At 57.9% G+C, this 16539-nt stretch carries 19 protein-coding genes; 10 read left to right on the top strand and 9 right to left on the bottom strand.

What is annotated here, in order from left to right:
- Nucleotides 1–183: 183 nt before the first annotated feature.
- Both rlmJ and DA792_RS08170 read right to left on the bottom strand, forming a co-directional pair.
- Entirely contained in the window at nt 184–975 is a 792-nt protein-coding gene (gene rlmJ, locus DA792_RS08175) for a 23S rRNA (adenine(2030)-N(6))-methyltransferase RlmJ (protein ID WP_107719520.1), read from the bottom strand.
- Complete coding sequence (locus tag DA792_RS08170; RefSeq protein ID WP_107719519.1) at nt 976–2343, bottom strand: HlyC/CorC family transporter; 1368 nt, start codon at nt 2341–2343, stop codon at nt 976–978.
- Nucleotides 2344–2645: 302 nt separating this feature from the next.
- Here DA792_RS08170 and DA792_RS08165 point away from each other — a divergent pair, with 302 nt between their 5' ends.
- Nucleotides 2646–2837, top strand: a complete 192-nt coding sequence (locus DA792_RS08165) for a hypothetical protein (protein ID WP_107719518.1) — start codon at nt 2646–2648, stop codon at nt 2835–2837.
- A 177-nt stretch (nt 2838–3014) separates the two neighbouring features.
- Here DA792_RS08165 and DA792_RS08160 read toward each other — a convergent pair whose 3' ends face one another.
- The 3 genes from DA792_RS08160 to DA792_RS22430 are packed head-to-tail and all read right to left on the bottom strand — an operon-like array spanning nt 3015 to nt 5720.
- Entirely contained in the window at nt 3015–3974 is a 960-nt protein-coding gene (locus DA792_RS08160) for a site-specific tyrosine recombinase XerD (protein ID WP_107719517.1), read from the bottom strand.
- Nucleotides 3971–5569 carry a hypothetical protein gene (locus DA792_RS08155; protein WP_254679642.1) on the bottom strand — a complete coding sequence of 533 codons (1599 nt, stop codon included), beginning with the start codon at nt 5567–5569 and terminating at the stop codon, nt 3971–3973. Before DA792_RS08155 ends, DA792_RS08160 begins: the two co-directional genes overlap by 4 nt.
- A 13-nt stretch (nt 5570–5582) precedes the next feature.
- Nucleotides 5583–5720, bottom strand: coding sequence for a hypothetical protein (locus DA792_RS22430; RefSeq protein ID WP_199908139.1), 138 nt, complete (start codon nt 5718–5720; stop codon nt 5583–5585).
- A 281-nt stretch (nt 5721–6001) separates the two neighbouring features.
- Here DA792_RS22430 and DA792_RS08150 point away from each other — a divergent pair, with 281 nt between their 5' ends.
- The 3 genes from DA792_RS08150 to DA792_RS08140 all read left to right on the top strand — a co-directional run bounded on the left by DA792_RS08150 (nt 6002) and on the right by DA792_RS08140 (nt 8819).
- Nucleotides 6002–6589, top strand: a complete 588-nt coding sequence (locus DA792_RS08150; protein WP_302667094.1) for a shikimate kinase — start codon at nt 6002–6004, stop codon at nt 6587–6589.
- Nucleotides 6586–7710: a 3-dehydroquinate synthase gene (gene aroB / locus DA792_RS08145; RefSeq protein ID WP_107719515.1), complete on the top strand. Its 1125-nt coding sequence runs from the start codon at nt 6586–6588 to the stop codon at nt 7708–7710. The genes DA792_RS08150 and aroB overlap by 4 nt, the downstream gene beginning before the upstream one ends.
- A gap of 101 nt (nt 7711–7811) precedes the next feature.
- Nucleotides 7812–8819: a GGDEF domain-containing protein gene (locus DA792_RS08140; protein WP_107719514.1), complete on the top strand. Its 1008-nt coding sequence runs from the start codon at nt 7812–7814 to the stop codon at nt 8817–8819.
- A 29-nt stretch (nt 8820–8848) separates the two neighbouring features.
- Here DA792_RS08140 and DA792_RS08135 read toward each other — a convergent pair whose 3' ends face one another.
- Both DA792_RS08135 and ssb read right to left on the bottom strand, forming a co-directional pair.
- Nucleotides 8849–9061, bottom strand: coding sequence for a hypothetical protein (locus DA792_RS08135; protein ID WP_107719513.1), 213 nt, complete (start codon nt 9059–9061; stop codon nt 8849–8851).
- A 61-nt stretch (nt 9062–9122) separates the two neighbouring features.
- Nucleotides 9123–9659 (bottom strand): single-stranded DNA-binding protein, encoded by a 537-nt coding sequence (gene ssb, locus DA792_RS08130; RefSeq protein WP_107719512.1) that lies wholly within the window; start codon nt 9657–9659, stop codon nt 9123–9125.
- 218 nt (nt 9660–9877) lie between these two features.
- Between ssb and DA792_RS08125 the strand changes: the two genes are divergently transcribed.
- Nucleotides 9878–10531, top strand: coding sequence for a lytic transglycosylase domain-containing protein (locus DA792_RS08125; protein WP_107719511.1), 654 nt, complete (start codon nt 9878–9880; stop codon nt 10529–10531).
- A gap of 8 nt (nt 10532–10539) precedes the next feature.
- Here the strand turns inward: DA792_RS08125 and DA792_RS08120 are convergent, their stop codons facing one another.
- Together DA792_RS08120 and miaA are read right to left on the bottom strand one after the other, a co-directional pair.
- Nucleotides 10540–11481 carry a helix-turn-helix domain-containing protein gene (locus DA792_RS08120; protein WP_107719510.1) on the bottom strand — a complete coding sequence of 314 codons (942 nt, stop codon included), beginning with the start codon at nt 11479–11481 and terminating at the stop codon, nt 10540–10542.
- A 124-nt stretch (nt 11482–11605) separates the two neighbouring features.
- Nucleotides 11606–12493, bottom strand: a complete 888-nt coding sequence (miaA, locus tag DA792_RS08115) for a tRNA (adenosine(37)-N6)-dimethylallyltransferase MiaA (protein ID WP_107719509.1) — start codon at nt 12491–12493, stop codon at nt 11606–11608.
- Between the two features lie 134 nt (nt 12494–12627).
- On the opposite strand from miaA, the gene pyrH reads away from it, so the two are divergent.
- From pyrH to DA792_RS08090, 5 genes are all read left to right on the top strand, one after another.
- The gene (gene pyrH / locus DA792_RS08110) at nt 12628–13365 is read left to right on the top strand and encodes a UMP kinase (RefSeq protein WP_107719508.1); all 738 of its coding nucleotides are present in this window, start codon (nt 12628–12630) and stop codon (nt 13363–13365) included.
- Nucleotides 13366–13477: 112 nt separating this feature from the next.
- The gene (locus DA792_RS08105; protein WP_107719507.1) at nt 13478–14077 is read left to right on the top strand and encodes an outer membrane protein; all 600 of its coding nucleotides are present in this window, start codon (nt 13478–13480) and stop codon (nt 14075–14077) included.
- Between the two features lie 212 nt (nt 14078–14289).
- Nucleotides 14290–14853: a ribosome recycling factor gene (frr, locus tag DA792_RS08100; protein WP_107719506.1), complete on the top strand. Its 564-nt coding sequence runs from the start codon at nt 14290–14292 to the stop codon at nt 14851–14853.
- A gap of 166 nt (nt 14854–15019) precedes the next feature.
- Nucleotides 15020–15811, top strand: a complete 792-nt coding sequence (locus DA792_RS08095) for an isoprenyl transferase (protein ID WP_107719505.1) — start codon at nt 15020–15022, stop codon at nt 15809–15811.
- Nucleotides 15808–16539, top strand: coding sequence for a phosphatidate cytidylyltransferase (locus DA792_RS08090; protein WP_254679641.1), 732 nt, complete (start codon nt 15808–15810; stop codon nt 16537–16539). Before DA792_RS08095 ends, DA792_RS08090 begins: the two co-directional genes overlap by 4 nt.

Here is a 16539-nt window from a genome sequence, read left to right as displayed (position 1 = left end):
GAGGTGGCTCTTTTTAAAATGCAAAGCCAGCGACGATCGGTGCAATTTGTTTCGCGTTGAGGTTGAAGACCCCCGCATCACACATCTGGATGATCCCGCTTGGTGGGAACACGCATGGGGTGAGTCGGACAGGGCCATCGTCCACGACAGAGACACGCAGGGCACGCGTCTCTGTCTGATTGCCTACAGCGTGTTAAACAGCCGGGTCAGTCGCGCCGCTTCATCATTGAGGCCAAAAGGCGCATTGATCACGAACAGGCCGGACCCGATCATGCCATGGTTCTTTTGCGCCGGGCGAAACCGCACCTCGTGATGCAGACAACCGGGGAAATTGGCGTAGAGCATGCCGTTGACCAGCGGCATGTGCTGTCCGGTTTTCAACACCGGATACCACAGCGCAATAACGCCAATGTTCCATTTGCGGTGCAGCTTGTAGATCGCGCTTGGCAGGGTCTCAAATTCGGTTTTGATCTCGTAGGACGGATCAATCAGCATCAGTCCGCGTTTGGGATCGGGCGGGCAGATGGATTGGGCAAATTGCATCCCGTCGATCTGTTTGACGTTGAGCACAGATTGGCCGGGGCTGGCCTTGGTGTTTTCATCAAGGGCGGCAAATTCGGCCGGGTGCAATTCGGCCAAATGGATCGCATCGCTGGCGCGCAACAAAGCCTGCGCAATCGCCGGAGAGCCGGGGTAGGTGGTCGCACCATGCGCCTCGGCAATGATTTGACGTGCACGGGCATAGGGGTGATCCGGTTTGAACCAACTCCCCACCTTTTCAATGCCTTGCGCCGCCTCTTTGGTCTTTTGCGACTGCGCGCTGGTCAGATCATAAAGTCCGCGACCAGCATGGGTTTCGATATATGAGATCGGTTTGTCCTTGCGCGTCATATAGTCGAGCATAACGGCGAGAAGCGCATGTTTTTGAACATCCGCGAGATTTCCGGCGTGAAAGCCGTGTTGATAAGAGAGCATTCAGCTGTCTCCCAAAGGGCGGATTTTAAGTTTGGTGATGCGGTTGTCCTTGCGACTGGCGACCTCGAAACGGTAGCCATGAAAAGAAAACACCTGACCGGCATTGGGGATCATCTGCGCCTCATGGATCACCAGACCGGCGATGGTGTTGGCCTCTTCGTCAGGCAGGTTGCATTCGGTCGAACGGTTGAAGTCGCGGATCGTCATGCCGCCCTCAACCACCCAATCGCCGGTGTCTTTTGAGCGCACGGGGCTGGCCTCTGAGCGGTCAAACTCATCGGTGATTTCGCCAACGATCTCTTCAAGAATATCCTCCAGCGTGATCAACCCCTGAAGCGCGCCATATTCATCGACCACGAGGGCAAAATGAGTATGGCGGTGCAAGAACTGCCGCATTTGGTCATCGAGCGTCGTGGTCTCGGGCACGAAATAGGGTTTCATCGCCACGGCCAACACGTCAAAATCGCTGAAATCCATCAACACAAGCGGCGTGTCACCGTCCAGCGATTGGCTCTCGCGGCCTTGGCGTTCGTGCACTTCGCGTTCGGCATGCATGGCGCGCAACAGGTCTTTGGCATGGATCACGCCGATGATGTTTTCAGGATCATCGCGGTAGATCGGCAAACGCGTGTGCGGGCTTTTGAGACTGCGTGCGAGCACTTCGGCGGGCGGCAGATCGGCGTCGATCATCTCGATTTGAGAGCGATGCAACATGATCTCCTCGACCGTGCGTTCGCCCAGATCAAGCGCCCCCAAAATCCGGTCGCGGTCTTCCTTTTGCACCACGCCTTCGACATGGCCCAACGCGATGGCCCCGGCAATCTCATCTTTAACCGCCAAAATATCGGCCTCCGGGTCGGTCTCAACCCCAAACATCCGCAACATGCCGCGCACCAAAAGCCGGACAAACCCGACCACCGGGGCAAAGATCGTCACGATTAACGCAATCGGGGCGGCGACGCGGGCGGCGGCAGATTCCGGGTTGGTGATGGCGTAGGTTTTGGGCAGCACCTCGGCAAAGATCAGCACCAAAAGCGTCATGATCAACGTCGCCAAAGCCACGCCGTTTTGGCCAAACACTTTGGTGAACAAAGCGGTGGCCAAAGAGGTGGCAAGGATATTCACAAGGTTGTTGCCCAGCAATACAGAGCCGATCAGCCGTTCGCTGTCCTCGGTCACTTTCAACGCGCGCTCGGCACCTTTTTCGCCCTTGTCGGCCTGTGAACGCAATTTGCCGCGCGAGGCAGCGGTCAGCGCGGTTTCGGAGCCAGAGAAAAACGCCGACATCACCAAAAGCGCCGCAATCGCGGCGGCGGTGATCCAAAAGGCGGCATCAAGAAGCGGAGTGGGGTCGGTCATATCGGTCATGAGATGGTTATGGGGAGCCTCCGAGGTCCGCGCAAGGGGGGCGAAGGCGGAATTTGGCGTGGTTTGCGCGATTGGGGGTGCATCGCGCCTCTTTGTCAAACGCCACGCTCGCTATTGCGCCCCGATAGGCGTAAGGTTGGTGCGATAAGGCCTGACATGGGCCTGTCTTGACGCGCGTCACCTTTGCGCTTTTCCGCCCCGTCTGTTCGTTTTGTGCCGCGTGTATCCCCTTGTCAAAGACAAGCGATGCACCGCTTTTTCTTTTCGATCCTGCCCCCTTTCCCCAATAGGATATCTGTCACATGAGTACGTTGAAATCTGACCCTGAGACTCCGAAACGCGCAGCGAAAGCCAAAGCCGTTTCCGCCGCCACCGCAACGCCGGAACAACAGGCACAAACACCTGTGCGCCATTCGATTTTTGATGAATCTTATGCCCCAGTCGGCGCGGAGCTGCGCAAGGCATGGACGCGGTTCAATCCAAAGAGAAAATAGCGATATGGCCCTGAGTTTTTCGTAAAAATGATGATCCAAGGGAGGCGGTAAAGACGCCAAAAATCTGAAAATGACGGCTTTTCAGTCGTCTCAGGAGAGCGATCAAGTGCCTGTTGCGCGCACGCGGCTTGGTTGTTTTGTCCGGCAAGATCCCCCTGGCACCTGCTATGCATCGCGCTATTCGGTTTGCGTCGGCCCAAGGTCGGCCAAAGGATGCCGGGTCAGCACCAGCTCTTTGAGCCGTTCATCCAAAACATGGGTGTAAATTTCGGTGGTCGACAGGTCTGCGTGACCCAAAAGCGTTTGGATCGCGCGCAGGTCGGCACCATGGGCCAAAAGATGCGTGGCAAAGGCGTGACGCAGCGTGTGCGGCGTCACTTTGTCGGGGCTGATCCCGGCCTGAACCGCGATGTCTTTGATCAGTTGATAAAAGCCGATGCGGGTCAAATGACCGAGCTTGCCGCGTGAGGGAAAGACAAAGCCCGAAGGCTTTTTGCCACGCTCAATCTTGGCGATGTCTTCGGCCTGATCGCGCGCCATCAGCCATGCACTCAACGCCACGCGCGCCGGTTCCGACAGGGGCACCATCCGTTCTTTGCCGCCTTTGCCCCGGATCAACAACATCCGCGGATCGCCGCGCGCGGCGGAGACGGGGAGAGACACCAGCTCAGAGGCCCGCATCCCGGTGGCGTATAAAAGCTCCATCAAACAGGTGTTGCGCAGACGGTCGGCTGGGCTGCGCCCGATCTCACGCGCCGCCGCCAAAAGCGCACCAACCTCCGCCTCAGAAAGCGTTTTGGGGAGGCGTTTGCTGCGTCCGGGGCCTTTGATCTGGATTGCCGGATTGTCTGCGCGCCAGCCTTCCTCATAGGCAAATCTATAGAGTTGCTTGATCGAGGACAGCCGCCGTGCGCGGGTCGATTGCGCCAATCCTTCGGCCTCACAAGCAATCAAATAGGCCTCAACATCGGTACGCTCGGCGGTTTCAAACGACTGTCCGCGTCCGCACAGCCACTCAGAAAATCCAATCAAATCGCGGCCATAGGAGATCTGTGTGTTCTCTGCCGCGCCCAATTCCGCCATCTGCGCCTCGGCAAATCCCGAAATCCACCGCGCATCTTGTGGCGCAACACTCATCCGCGTCGCTCCAACAACATCAACTCTAAAGCCGCGCGCCGGGCGGTGGCCTCAAGACCAACCGCACGGAAAAACTGGAGCGCGTCCGAGAGTTCGTCGATATCCCCCGCAGCCCCGCCTTCCAGCACCTCGATGGCGCGCAAAATAGCCTCGCCCAGCCTTTGCTCGCTGACCAGGCTGGTCAAACGCACCGGAACCCCGGTGCCGCGAAACCCAGTGGCAATGGCGCGGGCCATGTCGGTGCTCGGGCGCTGTGTCGGCAGATCGCCCATTGCGATGCCCTTCAAAAAGGCCTGATCTCGGCTCAACGCCGGAGCCCATTTCGTCGCGATTTTTTCATAGTCCGGCGACAAAAGCGCAACTTCAAAAGCGATGTCCGCAGCCTCGCCGTTGAGCGGCAAAAGCGCCAAGCGGGCCGCGAATAATTCGGCAAAGACCGGTTGCAGCCCAGACACGCGCATCGCCGACCACGCGGGTGGCAGGGCGTGAGACACGGCCCCCGGATCATTGGTGCTCAGCGCGGTTTCAAACCGTTGCAACGCCTCGATCCGGTCCCAAATCCCACCTGAGGCGGCGGGCAGATGTTCGGACCAAATCCCCAGCCAGCGGTTGGGGGAGAGCGCACCGACACGGGCCAACCGTTCGGCGGCGGTGGCGCGGGCTTTCCATCCGGTGGTGGCGCGCAGATCGGACTGGGCAAAGGCCAAAGGCAAAGACGAGGTGGCCAGCGGTTCACCAATGGCTTCCATCAAACGAAAGGTCAAAGGCGTTGGGTGATCGGGGATTGGCAGAGACGGCTCGCCCTCGAACAATTCCGGGTCCAAAAATCGCGCCAAAAGTTCGCCCTGATCTTCGCGGATGAGGCCCAAAGCCTCGCCGGTTTCAAGCGTCAACGCCGCCGCATCCCAATCGCCGCCCCGCGCCAAACAGAAAATCCGCGCTTGCAGTGTCGGGGATAGGCCGGGGGTGTGGGTGAGACGCGCACAGGCCTCGTCTTCGGTGCCAAGCAGTAGCTTTGTATCAAAAGCGCGGCGGAAAATCGCCGGAGAGGAGAGCCCCGCAAGCTCCATCAACGCATCGGCCTCATCCAAAAGACCTTGGCTCAGGAGCGCATCAATGCGCGCCAAAAACAGCCGCCCGTCCGCTTGTGATTGCAGCGGTGGGTTCAGCTCGGCCAAGACCAGCGTGTTGAGCAAGCGGCGGGAGGCGGGCAAAAGATCGGGACGGGCGGAAATCGTGGTGATCCGCCGTGCCAGATCGGTGGCGGTCGAGGCGCCCCAAAGATCGCGCGGCAGGCCCGTGACAGCACTTGGCAATAGCCCGGCGGCATCGGGGCTGGGCGTGTCAAGCGGGGCGACGCTGACATCCTCGGGCAGGGCGTTCTGCGCAATGTCGCTGGGCTGTGGCGCGCTCGTCGCAGGCGCGCGCGGAGCGTCCAGCGAGTCCGAGAGCCAGTCGATGGCGGAGATCGGTTTGTCGGGGGCGGTCGCTGAGGGCGTTTGTGCCCGTGCCGCGCCCCCCAGCGCGATCAGCAGGCAGATGCCGCATCCCAAAGAGGCGCTGACAAAACGGGTGCTGAGGGAAAAGGGCGTCACAGGGAAAGCCCCCTCACTTGGCATCAAGCGGCACGGTGACCGAATGTTCCACCCGCTCAGGCGAAAGATCGCCGACATAGGCGAAGCCGATGAAGCCCAAAATCCCAAGTAAGATGATGATGGCCAAAAGACGAAAAAGGAATTTGCGCACTGCGGTCTGCCTCCGTTCAGGGGTCTTGGGCGGTTGCGGGATGCGTGGTCCCAGTCCTGTGCCCGAATTGATATTGCCCGAGTTAATATTGCCTGTGTTTTGTTTGTATTCTCCGGGGTTTCACGGCTGATTGCCGACCCGGGCTGGTTTTATCCGTTTTATATATGGTATTTCCGGCAAGATCACGCCATTGAAGGGGCGAAATTTTTGTCGGCAAGATGTTGCCATGATCGCAGGGACGCTGTGGCGACGATGCCAAGGCGCACGAGGGCCTTCATGCACTGTCTGACACAACTGTACACGCTCTTTTGGGGGAGACGATGGCAAAAGGGCTAAAAAAAACGGTCGCATTGGTCGGCATGATGGGGGCCGGCAAAACCGCAGTTGGCAAAGCCATGGCTGCGCGGCTCTGTGTGCCGTTTCTCGATTCGGATGCGGAGATCGAAAAAGCGGCCGCGATGAGCGTGGCGGAAATTTTCAGTCGCGACGGCGAAGCATTTTTTCGCCAACGCGAGGCGGAAGTGATCGCGCGACTGCTTGACACAGAGCAGGCGATTTTATCGACCGGCGGTGGGGCATTTTTGGCCGAAACCAATCGCAACATCATCGCGCAAAACGGGGTGGCGGTTTGGCTGAAGGCCGATTTGAATATCCTGTGGAACCGGGTACGTCATAAATCGACACGGCCGTTGCTGCGCACGGAAAACCCGTATGAGACGCTCAAATCCTTGGTTGAGGCGCGCGAGCCGTTTTATGCCAAAGCCGGGATCATCGTGGACGCAGAGCCGGGTCTGAGCATTGAGGCCATGGCGGATAAGGTGATTGACGCGCTGGCGCAGCACGGCGGAATTTTGAAGGAAAGCCAATGACATACGGATCTGTAGCCTATCAAACCGTGCATGTGCCCCTGGGCGATCGTGCCTATGATGTGCGCATCGGGGCGGGGCTTGTGGCGCAGGCGGGCCCGCATATCGCGCCGCTGTTAGGCACCAAGAAAAAGGTCTTTGTCATCACGGATGAAACCGTCGCCGGGCTGCATTTGGCCCCCCTTGAGGCCGGATTGGCGAGCGCTGGCATCGAAATGGTGTCACTTGCGTTGCCCGCTGGGGAAAGCACCAAGGCCTGGCCGCAGTTCACCCGCGCGGTTGAATGGCTTTTGGCGCAAAAATGCGAACGCCGCGACATTGTCGTGGCCTTTGGCGGCGGTGTGATCGGCGATTTGGCCGGGTTTGCCGCCTCTGTGCTGCGCCGGGGCGTGCGGTTCGTGCAAATTCCCACCACGCTTTTGGCGCAGGTCGACAGTTCGGTCGGCGGCAAGACCGGGATCAATTCCAGCTACGGCAAAAACCTGATCGGTGCCTTTCATCAACCCTCGTTGGTTTTGGCTGATATTGCCCTTTTGGGGACGCTCACGCCGCGCGATTTTTTAGCCGGCTATGGCGAGGTCCAGAAATACGGCCTTTTGGGCGATGAGACGTTTTTCGACTGGCTTGAAGTCAACGGGCCGGATTTGGCGGCGGGCGATATGGTCAAACGCGCCGAGGCGGTGCGGTGGTCGGTGCAGATGAAAGCCGACATCGTGGTGCGCGATGAAACCGAGCAGGGGGACCGGGCATTGCTCAATCTGGGGCACACGTTCTGTCACGCGTTGGAATCCGCGACCGGGTATTCAGACCGGTTGTTGCATGGTGAAGGCGTGGCCATTGGCTGTGCCTTGGCCTTTGAACTGTCGGCGCGTTTGGGACTGTGTGCGCAAGAAGCGCCCAGCCGTGTGCGCGCGCATCTCAAGGCCATGGGCACCAAATGCGATCTGCGCGATATTGACGGCGCATTGCCCTCCGCCGAGGCTTTGGTGGACCTGATGGGACAGGACAAAAAGGTCGTCGATGGTCAGTTGCGTTTTATCTTGGCGCGGGGGATTGGCGACAGTTTCGTGACCGCCGATGTGCCGCGCGACATGGTGGTTCAGGTCCTAAAAGACGCAATTTGAAGTTTTTTGACCGTGGTTTTTTGCCCATCGGAATGCAAAAGCTTTTGGGAATATTGAATTTTGATCCATAGTTGACCCCGCGTAAATAAGAGTATGGGCCAATGGTGGGAAAATCGGATTTTATCAACGGGTTCAAAGTCCCGGGCGCTCTCGGCGCGCCGTTGATTGCGAAATACATCACGTCGATTTCCTTGTTCATTTTGCCGATTGCGATTGTGAAATATGCGATCAAAGGCAATTACTTGTTGTCAGGCTATTTCGTGGTTTTAAGTGCGGTTATGGCCTTTGATCTATGGGCACATCTCAAGTCCCGCCGTCTGCCGATCAACGCCACCATGGTTTTGATCGCGGTCCATATCGGCGATTTGATGTTGGTTGCAAACCACGGTATTTCGTCGGCCTTTTGGGCCTTTCCCATCACCATCGCGGGGTTCTTTTTCTCTGCCCATTGGGTGGCGCTGGTGTTGGGGGTGGCGGTGGCGGTGTTGGAGGTTGCGGTCTCCTATTGGGCGGCACAGGATTTTTGGTTCTCGTTTCGACTTGGTATGGCGCTGATCACCACCATCTTGTTTATGCGCTATACTTTGGTGACCATCGGGCGTCTTCAGGCGCAATTAACCGACACGCTGAATTATGATGCCTTAACCGGATGCCGCAATCGGCGCGCCTTTATGGCCATGGAACAAAAAGGCGGGCTTGGATCGGGTGGGGTGGTTTTGTTTGTCGATATTGATCATTTCAAAGAGATCAATGACCGCTACGGCCATTTTGTCGGTGATGACATCCTGCGCAATGTGGCTGGGCTTATGCGCGAGGTGTTGCATGGGGAGGGCCTGCTGTTTCGCATCGGCGGCGAAGAATTTGCCATCGTGTTGCTGAAAATGCCCGAGGATATGGGGATGCGTGTGGCCGAACGCATCCGTCAGGTGATCAGCGACGCCGCCATGCCCGAAGAGGCGCGGGTGACTGTGTCAATTGGGGTCGAGATTTATCGCGCCCATGGCGATTTGGGGGCGGCTTTGCGCCGTGCCGACGATCATCTTTATAGGGCCAAACAGGCCGGACGCAATCAGGTGATGAACTCACGCCAAACCCTGCACAGACCGTAACCCAGCCCGCCAAATTCTAGAGTGTGGCGCTACTTTTTACGCGCTTTGCTCTTGGGCGGCTCTGGCAATGCTCCGTCTCTGGCGGCTTTTTCCTCTTTGGTGAGTTTTGCCCCCCAGACGTTTTTGCTCAAGCCGATGTCATGCGGCATGGGTTTGGTTTTGCCAACGCTGACCTTGCCGCCCTTGGCCAAAAACTCTTGGATCAGGGCATCGTCTGTGGTGGGTTTTGGGACTTTTTTCATCTTTTAAGCCTTTGGTCTTGAAATGAAAAACCCCGCCACAAGGGCGGGGTTTGAACCGGGATCAGAACGGGATTTCGTCGTCGTCCATCGCCGGACGGCCACCGCCGCCACCCGAGGACGGGCCTTGATTATAACCGCCCGAAGAGGGGCCTTGATCATAGCCGCCGCCTTGGTCGTAGCCACCTGAGCCACCGCCGTAACCGCCGCCTTGGCCACCACCACCACCACCTTGACCGCCGCCTTCGCCACGACCATCCAGCATGGTCAACACGCCGTCAAAGCCCTGAAGCACGATTTCGGTGGAGTATTTGTCTTGGCCGGATTGGTCCTGCCATTTGCGGGTCTGAAGTTTGCCTTCGATGTAGACTTTCGAGCCTTTGCGCAAATACTGTTCAGCGATGCGCACCAGACCCTCTTGGAAAATCGCGACTGAATGCCATTCGGTGCGCTCTTTGCGTTCGCCCGTGGTGCGGTCTTTCCAAGTTTCAGAGGTGGCGATGCGCAGGTTGCACACTTTGCCGCCGTTTTGGAATGTCCGCACTTCGGGGTCGCGTCCAAGGTTGCCTATGAGGATGACTTTGTTCACCGAACCGGCCATGCGATCTACTCCCAGAGATGTTTTACAGAATCTTATGTTGGAGGCACCTTACACCAAACCCGGGCGCGCAAGGAAAGGGCCAAAATCCGCCTGCGACGCCGAGGCGCTTGGAAAGATCGGGCTTTGTGCCTATATTGCGCGAGATGGATCACTAGAATTGGAACGAGCGTGATGGGTGTGACGGGGTTTGGTCGCGGTGCGGCTCTTCGGGTTGGCCTTTGGGGGTCCTGTGCGCGACTGGTTTTGTCGGTGCAGCCGGGGCCGAAGACATATTTTCGACCAAAAACCGTTTGGCGATTTTTAGCTCGCAACTGGACGTTTTGGATGGCCGTGCGGCGGATCAATATTCCAATTCCGTGACCCTTCAGCCCGAACGGTTTGGGGGCGCCACTGTCGGCCTGCCGTTTATGGGCAGCTATAAGGGCGAGTGGTTGCCTGTGGCGACGAATGTCGCGCGCAAACATGGGGTGCCGACCGATTTGTTCCTGCGGCTTGTGCAACAGGAAAGTGGCTGGAATACCCACGCCAAAAGCCCGGTGGGCGCAACCGGATTGGCGCAATTGATGCCAGACACGGCGCGGCGGTTGGGGGTCAATATCAACGATCCGGCGCAAAACCTCGAAGGCGGCGCGCGATACTTGCGTCAGATGTACAATCGTTTTGGCAATTGGCGTCTCGCGCTTGCGGCCTATAACGCGGGGCCTGAGGCGGTGACCAAATACAACGGCGTGCCACCCTATAAAGAAACGATGAATTACGTTCGGATCATTTGGGGTCGTAAAGCCGTTTTAAACGCTCCGGGCGAACGTTTATTGAGACTGGGACGACGGGCGTGGCCTCGGGACACCAATCCCCAAAACCCACGCCAGTGACGTGATGATTAGCCGTTTTGACGAAAATTGCGCGGAGCGTAGCCGGTGTGTTTGTGAAACGCCCGACTGAAATAGGCCGCCGAATGAAACCCTAATTTTTCCGCGATATATTTGATCGGGAGATCGGTTTCCGCCAACATTCGGCGCGCTTCGAAATGCACACGATCGGCCAAAATCGCTGAGGCAGACCGGCCACAGGCGATATTACACGCCCGCGACAAATGACCGGGGGTGACCCCCAGCTCGGCGGCAAAATGCGTCACCGTACGACCGTCATAAAGCTCGTTTTCAACCAAGGACGTATAGGCTGCCGCCAAACGGCGCGAGGCGTCAGGCGTGAGATCATATTCCGGCATGATGCTCATTTGCCGCTCCAACCAGACCGAAATCATCCCGGCCTGAAATGCCATCGCGCGCTCGCGACCGGGCTGAGATTGGTCAATCTCGCGTTGAAGGGTTTCGATCATCCCGGTGATCTCATTTTGCTGGATCACCTCACGAAACCGCATGTGCAGCGGCTCGTGCGGCAGGCCCAAAGTCGGATCGTCGGGCAGATGGACGGCATGGCCCATCACCTGACCAATCGGTTCAAACCCGTACATGGTGCGGGTCGGCAAAAAGATCAGGTTGTGCGGACCAAAGCCGCGGGTCACGCCCGAAACGGTGATCCGGCCTTGACCACGCGTGAACCACAACAACGTCGGGCTGCGGTGGCTGCGCATGGCTTCGGTGCGCCATTTTGCAGCGGCCGACAAAGAGGCGCTGCCTCGGCCCAGCGGGTGAACCCGGTAGGCGGGTGGGGTGGGGATCTCGGGGGTTTTGGCCACAGATGCCTTGCGTGGACGGGATACGGAGACCGATTCCGTAGGTTCGCGCGCAGAGGTCGCAGAGGCGGACATTTCACCCAGAGGAAGGGTTTTGAATATTTTACGTGTCTCAGAAACGGCCATGGTGATCCGATGTGTTCGATTTGTATAACTTTCGTCACACTAAGCGTCACATCAGCGCTGTCAAAGGAAATATAAAGGTATTTCAATGACATGTGGGTATATCTTGAGGTGATCCTAGGGCTGGTTACGGTCGCGATATCTTGTGGAATGCGCCCATGCGTGCCCTAAACCAAGTGCGTTGACGCTTGGCATATTGCCGCGTTGCGATGGTTGCGGCCTGTTTTGCCGCCTCCAGCGACATCTCGCCACGCAAATGGGCGATCAATTCCGGCGCGCCGATGGCCTTGGACGACGGCGCGGCAGGGTCCCATGTGGCCAAATTGGCCCGCGCTTCCTCCAAAGCCCCCTGATCAAGCATCAATGCGAATCGTCGTGCGATGCGGTCCGCCAACCAATCGCGATCTGCGTCCAGAACGAGAGGGCAACAGGCGGAGAGCGGCAACAGCGGTGGCGGGGTGTCAGCCTGCCAATCCGCCAAGCCCCGTCCGGTGGCGCGCAACACTTCCCACGCCCGTTGCACCCGCATCGGGTTCAGTCGGTCTATTTGGGCCGCCGTGCGCGGATCTTTGGCGTCCAATTCGGCCAAAAGCCCGGCATGTCCGCCCTCATCCACCCGCCTTTGATCGGCCTCGGCGCGCAGCGCCGGCGGTGTGGCGGGGATCTCGACCAAACCGTCAGTGAGTGCTGAAAAATAAAGCCCTGTGCCGCCGACGATGATGGGACGGGTGGGACCGCTGAGATAGGGGGTGACATCGCGCAGCCAATGGCCGACCGAATAGGCCTCATGTCCGGGCACATGACCATAGAGCGCATGTGGCGCCAGTGCAGTGTCCTCCGGCCCCGGTCTGGCGGACAAAATGCGCCAGTTATCAAATACTTGTAGTGCATCGGCATTGACAATCACGCCGCCCTGGGTGGTCGCAATCTCAAGCGCAAGCGCGGATTTTCCGGAGGCGGTCGGCCCGGCGATGAGCACCGGTTGGTCGGGGGATATGTCAAAGGGCAAGGTCATGGTGTTTCGGGTGACAGTCTGTGTGGGGCTTGTCCAGAGGGCGCAGGGGAAAAATATCTCATATGCTGCATTGAACCTTTGCCGATTTTGGCTCATTTTGGCACCGATTTCAGACATAACGCCGGGGACATCAGATGAGCAACGCGGAACAGGGTCATCCTGCCACGAAATACAAACGTGTGCTGTTGAAAATTTCAGGCGAGGCGCTGATGGGCACGCAGGGTTTTGGCCTGCACCCGCCGACGGTGGAACGGATCGCACAAGAAGTGAAGACGGTGCACGATCTGGGCGTTGAGATTTGTATGGTCATCGGCGGCGGCAACATCTTTCGCGGGCTGCAAGGGTCGGCGCAGGGGATGGAACGCACCACCGCCGATTATATGGGGATGCTCGCCACCGTGATGAACGCGCTGGGGATGCAGGCCGCTTTGGAAGCGCTCGACATCAACACCCGGGTGATTTCCGCGATTACGATGAACGAAGTGGCCGAACCCTACATTCGCCGCCGCGCTGTGCGCCACCTTGAGAAAGGTCGGATTTGTATTTTCGCGGCCGGCACTGGCAACCCCTATTTCACCACCGATACAGCCGCGACATTACGCGCCAATGAGATGAGCTGTGAGGCGATCTTTATGGGCAAAAACGGCGTCGATGGTGTCTATGACAAAGATCCAAAAACCAACCCCGACGCGAAGCGCTATGATCACGTCAGCTATGACGAGGTGCTGCGCAAGAACCTCAAGGTCATGGATGCCTCTGCAATTGCTTTGGCGCGTGACAATGACCTGCCGCTGATCGTGTTCCCGCTCGATGCGCCGGGTGGCTTTCGCTCGATTTTGGCGGGCGAGGGGATTTACACCACCGTCAGCTGATTGGGTTTTGCCAAAAAGCCGCCGTTTGTTGTGCTGATTTGATCTGTGTCGTTGTGCTGACATCGCCTCCTGTGGTCCAATATCTCGTGATATTGTGGAGGAGGACACTGACATGATCAAATTTACCACAATGGTCTGCGCTGCGGCGTTGTGTGCATCCGGGGCTTTGGCCGGTGGAATGGCCCCCGTCGCGCAAGATCCACCCGTCATCGCATCGCCTGTTTCGACCGATTGGACCGGGTTCTACGCAGGGGTTCAGCTTGGATTTGGCGACACCACGACCGACTTTGACGGCGGAAATGTGTCGCTGGATTACGCGGCGGATTATCTGGGCGCGCATGTCGGATATCTGCGCGATTTCGGCACCTTCGTTGGTGGCGTTCAGATGAGCTACACTACTGTGAGTGTTGAAAGTGATGTCTTTGACGACGATCCTTCGCGCATGGCTCTGAGCCTGATGGCGGGCTATGATGCCGGGCGGTTTTTACCCTATGCGCATGTCGGATTGGTCAGATTCAAAATTCCCGATTTTGACACCACAGAGAATGGCGTGGCCTTTGGCATTGGCGCGAAGATGATCATGACAGAGAAACTTATGGGGGGCATCGAGCTGTCGCGCACGATTTACCGCGACTATCTTGAGGATGCTATTCCCTTTGACAACAAGCTGACGGCGGACACGCTGACTTTGAGCCTGTCGTATAAGTTCTGATCTTTCGCTTGTCTTTGATGCGGGCTCCAAACTCCGGGCAAGCCAATCAAACGTCCCGCGTTCCGGCGCGGGGCGTCTTCATGTCTTGACGCAACACGCGGCGCGGCAGAAGGGCTATACATCCGAACCCCGGTGGCTTATTGAATGCTGCAAATTTGCCGCTGCGCTCATCAGACGGAGCGCGCACGACATCACGAAAAGGGAAAGCACCCATGTCCGACGATTTCATGCTCGATACAGATGACCTGTCCAAACGTATGGATGGCGCTTTGGCCAACCTGCGTACGGAATTTGCCTCTTTGCGCACAGGCCGTGCCTCTGGCTCGATGTTGGAACCGATCATGGTGGATGCCTACGGCTCGATGACCCCGATCAACCAAGTGGGCACAGTCAACGTGCCAGAACCCCGGATGGTGACGATCAACGTCTGGGACAAAGGTCTGGTCAACAAGGTTGAAAAAGCCATTCGCGAAAGCGGCCTTGGCATCAACCCGCAGCTGAACGGCACGATCATCATGTTGCCGATCCCCGAGTTGAACGAAGAACGCCGCCGCGAATTGACCAAAGTGGCGGGCGGTTACGCCGAACACGCCCGCGTCGCGGTGCGCAACGTGCGCCGCGACGGCATGGAGCAAATCAAACGCGCCAAAGGCGACGGCATGTCCGAGGATGACCAAAAAATCTGGGAATCCGAAGTGCAAGATCTCACCAACGCCCATATCAAACGCATCGACGAAATGCTTGAGCACAAGCAAGAAGAGATCATGCAGGTTTAAGATCACCGCAGATCGCGACGTTTGCCCCGCTTCAGGTGTCGCAAAGAGCCCGCGATTGCGCTCAACATGGGCTAAATTCAAGAGCAAGCGCTCCCCCTGGGGGCGTTTTGAGTGTAAAGACGAGAGTATGGTCCTGTCGGGACCACGGTTCAGACAGAGAGGCGCGATGCCCGAAATGAGGCCAAACCAGACGCCGGAAGGCACAGCCGAGCACGCGGACACGCAGAAGTCCGCCGCTCAATCTGAGCCGACTGCGGAGCACGCCACCCATGTGGCTGTGATCATGGACGGCAATGGGCGTTGGGCGCAGGCGCGTGGCAAACCGCGTCTCTTTGGTCACCATGCCGGCGCGAAACGGGTCAAAGAGATCGTGCGCGCCTGTCCTGATCTGGGCGTCAAATACCTGACCATCTTTGCTTTTTCGACCGAGAATTGGAAACGCACCCAGACCGAAGTGTCGGGTCTGATGTCGCTGTTTCGCCGCTATATTCAAAGCGAACTCAAAGGTTTGGTCGCCGAGGGCGTGCGGGTGCGCTTTATTGGCGATCGGCCACGGTTGGATAAAAAACTGATCGCGTTGATGGATGATCTCGAAGAGGTGACGCGCGAGAACACCAAGGTGCATCTGACCATCGCGATCAACTATGGTGGCCGCGATGAGGTGTCCCGTGCGATCAAAGAGATGGCCCGCGATGTCAAAACCGGCGTGTTGGACCCGGAAACGGTCGATGAAACCACGCTGACGCGCTACCTCGACACACGGGTCTTGCCCGACCCCGATTTGGTGATCCGTACCTCGGGCGAGGCGCGCATTTCCAACTTTCTTTTGTGGCAATCGGCCTATTCGGAATATGAGTTCATCGACACGCTTTGGCCGGATTTCACCTCAGAGGTCTTCGCCGATTGCATGGCGCGGTTTGCTCATCGGGATCGTCGGTTTGGCGGGGTTAAATCGTGACGGACCGCCCGACGAAACCGAAATCCACGTTAAAATCTGGCCCCCGCTTTTTGGCCAAAGGCAACTGGCGCGATTTGCGGCCGCGGATTTTGTCCGCGATTGTGATGGTCACGCTTGGCTTGGGCGCGGTGTTGTCCGGGCATGACGCGTTTCGCGCGCTTGTGGCTTTGGCGGGATTGATCGGAGCATGGGAATTGGTCCGCATGGCGCGCCACAAAAGCGGGCAGGGCGGCTTTGCCCCCAGCGACATCGCCGCACTTGCGGGCTATTTCGTCCTTTTGGTCTTTGGTTGTTTGGGCCTGTTGCAACTGTCCTCCCAAGGTGGACGCACGCTGTTGCTGTACATCATCGGCTTGGTGATTGTCGCCGACAGCATGGGCTATTTGGTTGGCAAAACCTTAGGCGGGCCAAAATTCTGGCCCCGCATCAGCCCGAAAAAAACGTGGTCCGGTATTTTGGGCGGTTGGATCGGCGTTGCCATTTTGGCGGCTTACGCCCATCAATTCATGCCCGAAGGTTTCGTGCGCTATTGGTTTTTCATCACGTCCTCGGTGATTCTGGCCTTCGCCTCCCAACTTGGCGATATTTTGGAAAGCGGGTTGAAACGCCGGATGGGGGTCAAAGACAGCTCCAATATCATCCCCGGCCATGGTGGGGTTTTGGATCGGTTTGACGCGCTTTTGGCGCTCGGCGCGCTGGCCTTTCTGCTCAACCTGCTGTTTGGATAA

Source organism: Celeribacter baekdonensis, from assembly GCF_003047105.1.
GTDB lineage: Bacteria > Pseudomonadota > Alphaproteobacteria > Rhodobacterales > Rhodobacteraceae > Celeribacter > Celeribacter baekdonensis_B.
This window is presented reverse-complemented; position numbering and strand designations above follow the sequence as displayed.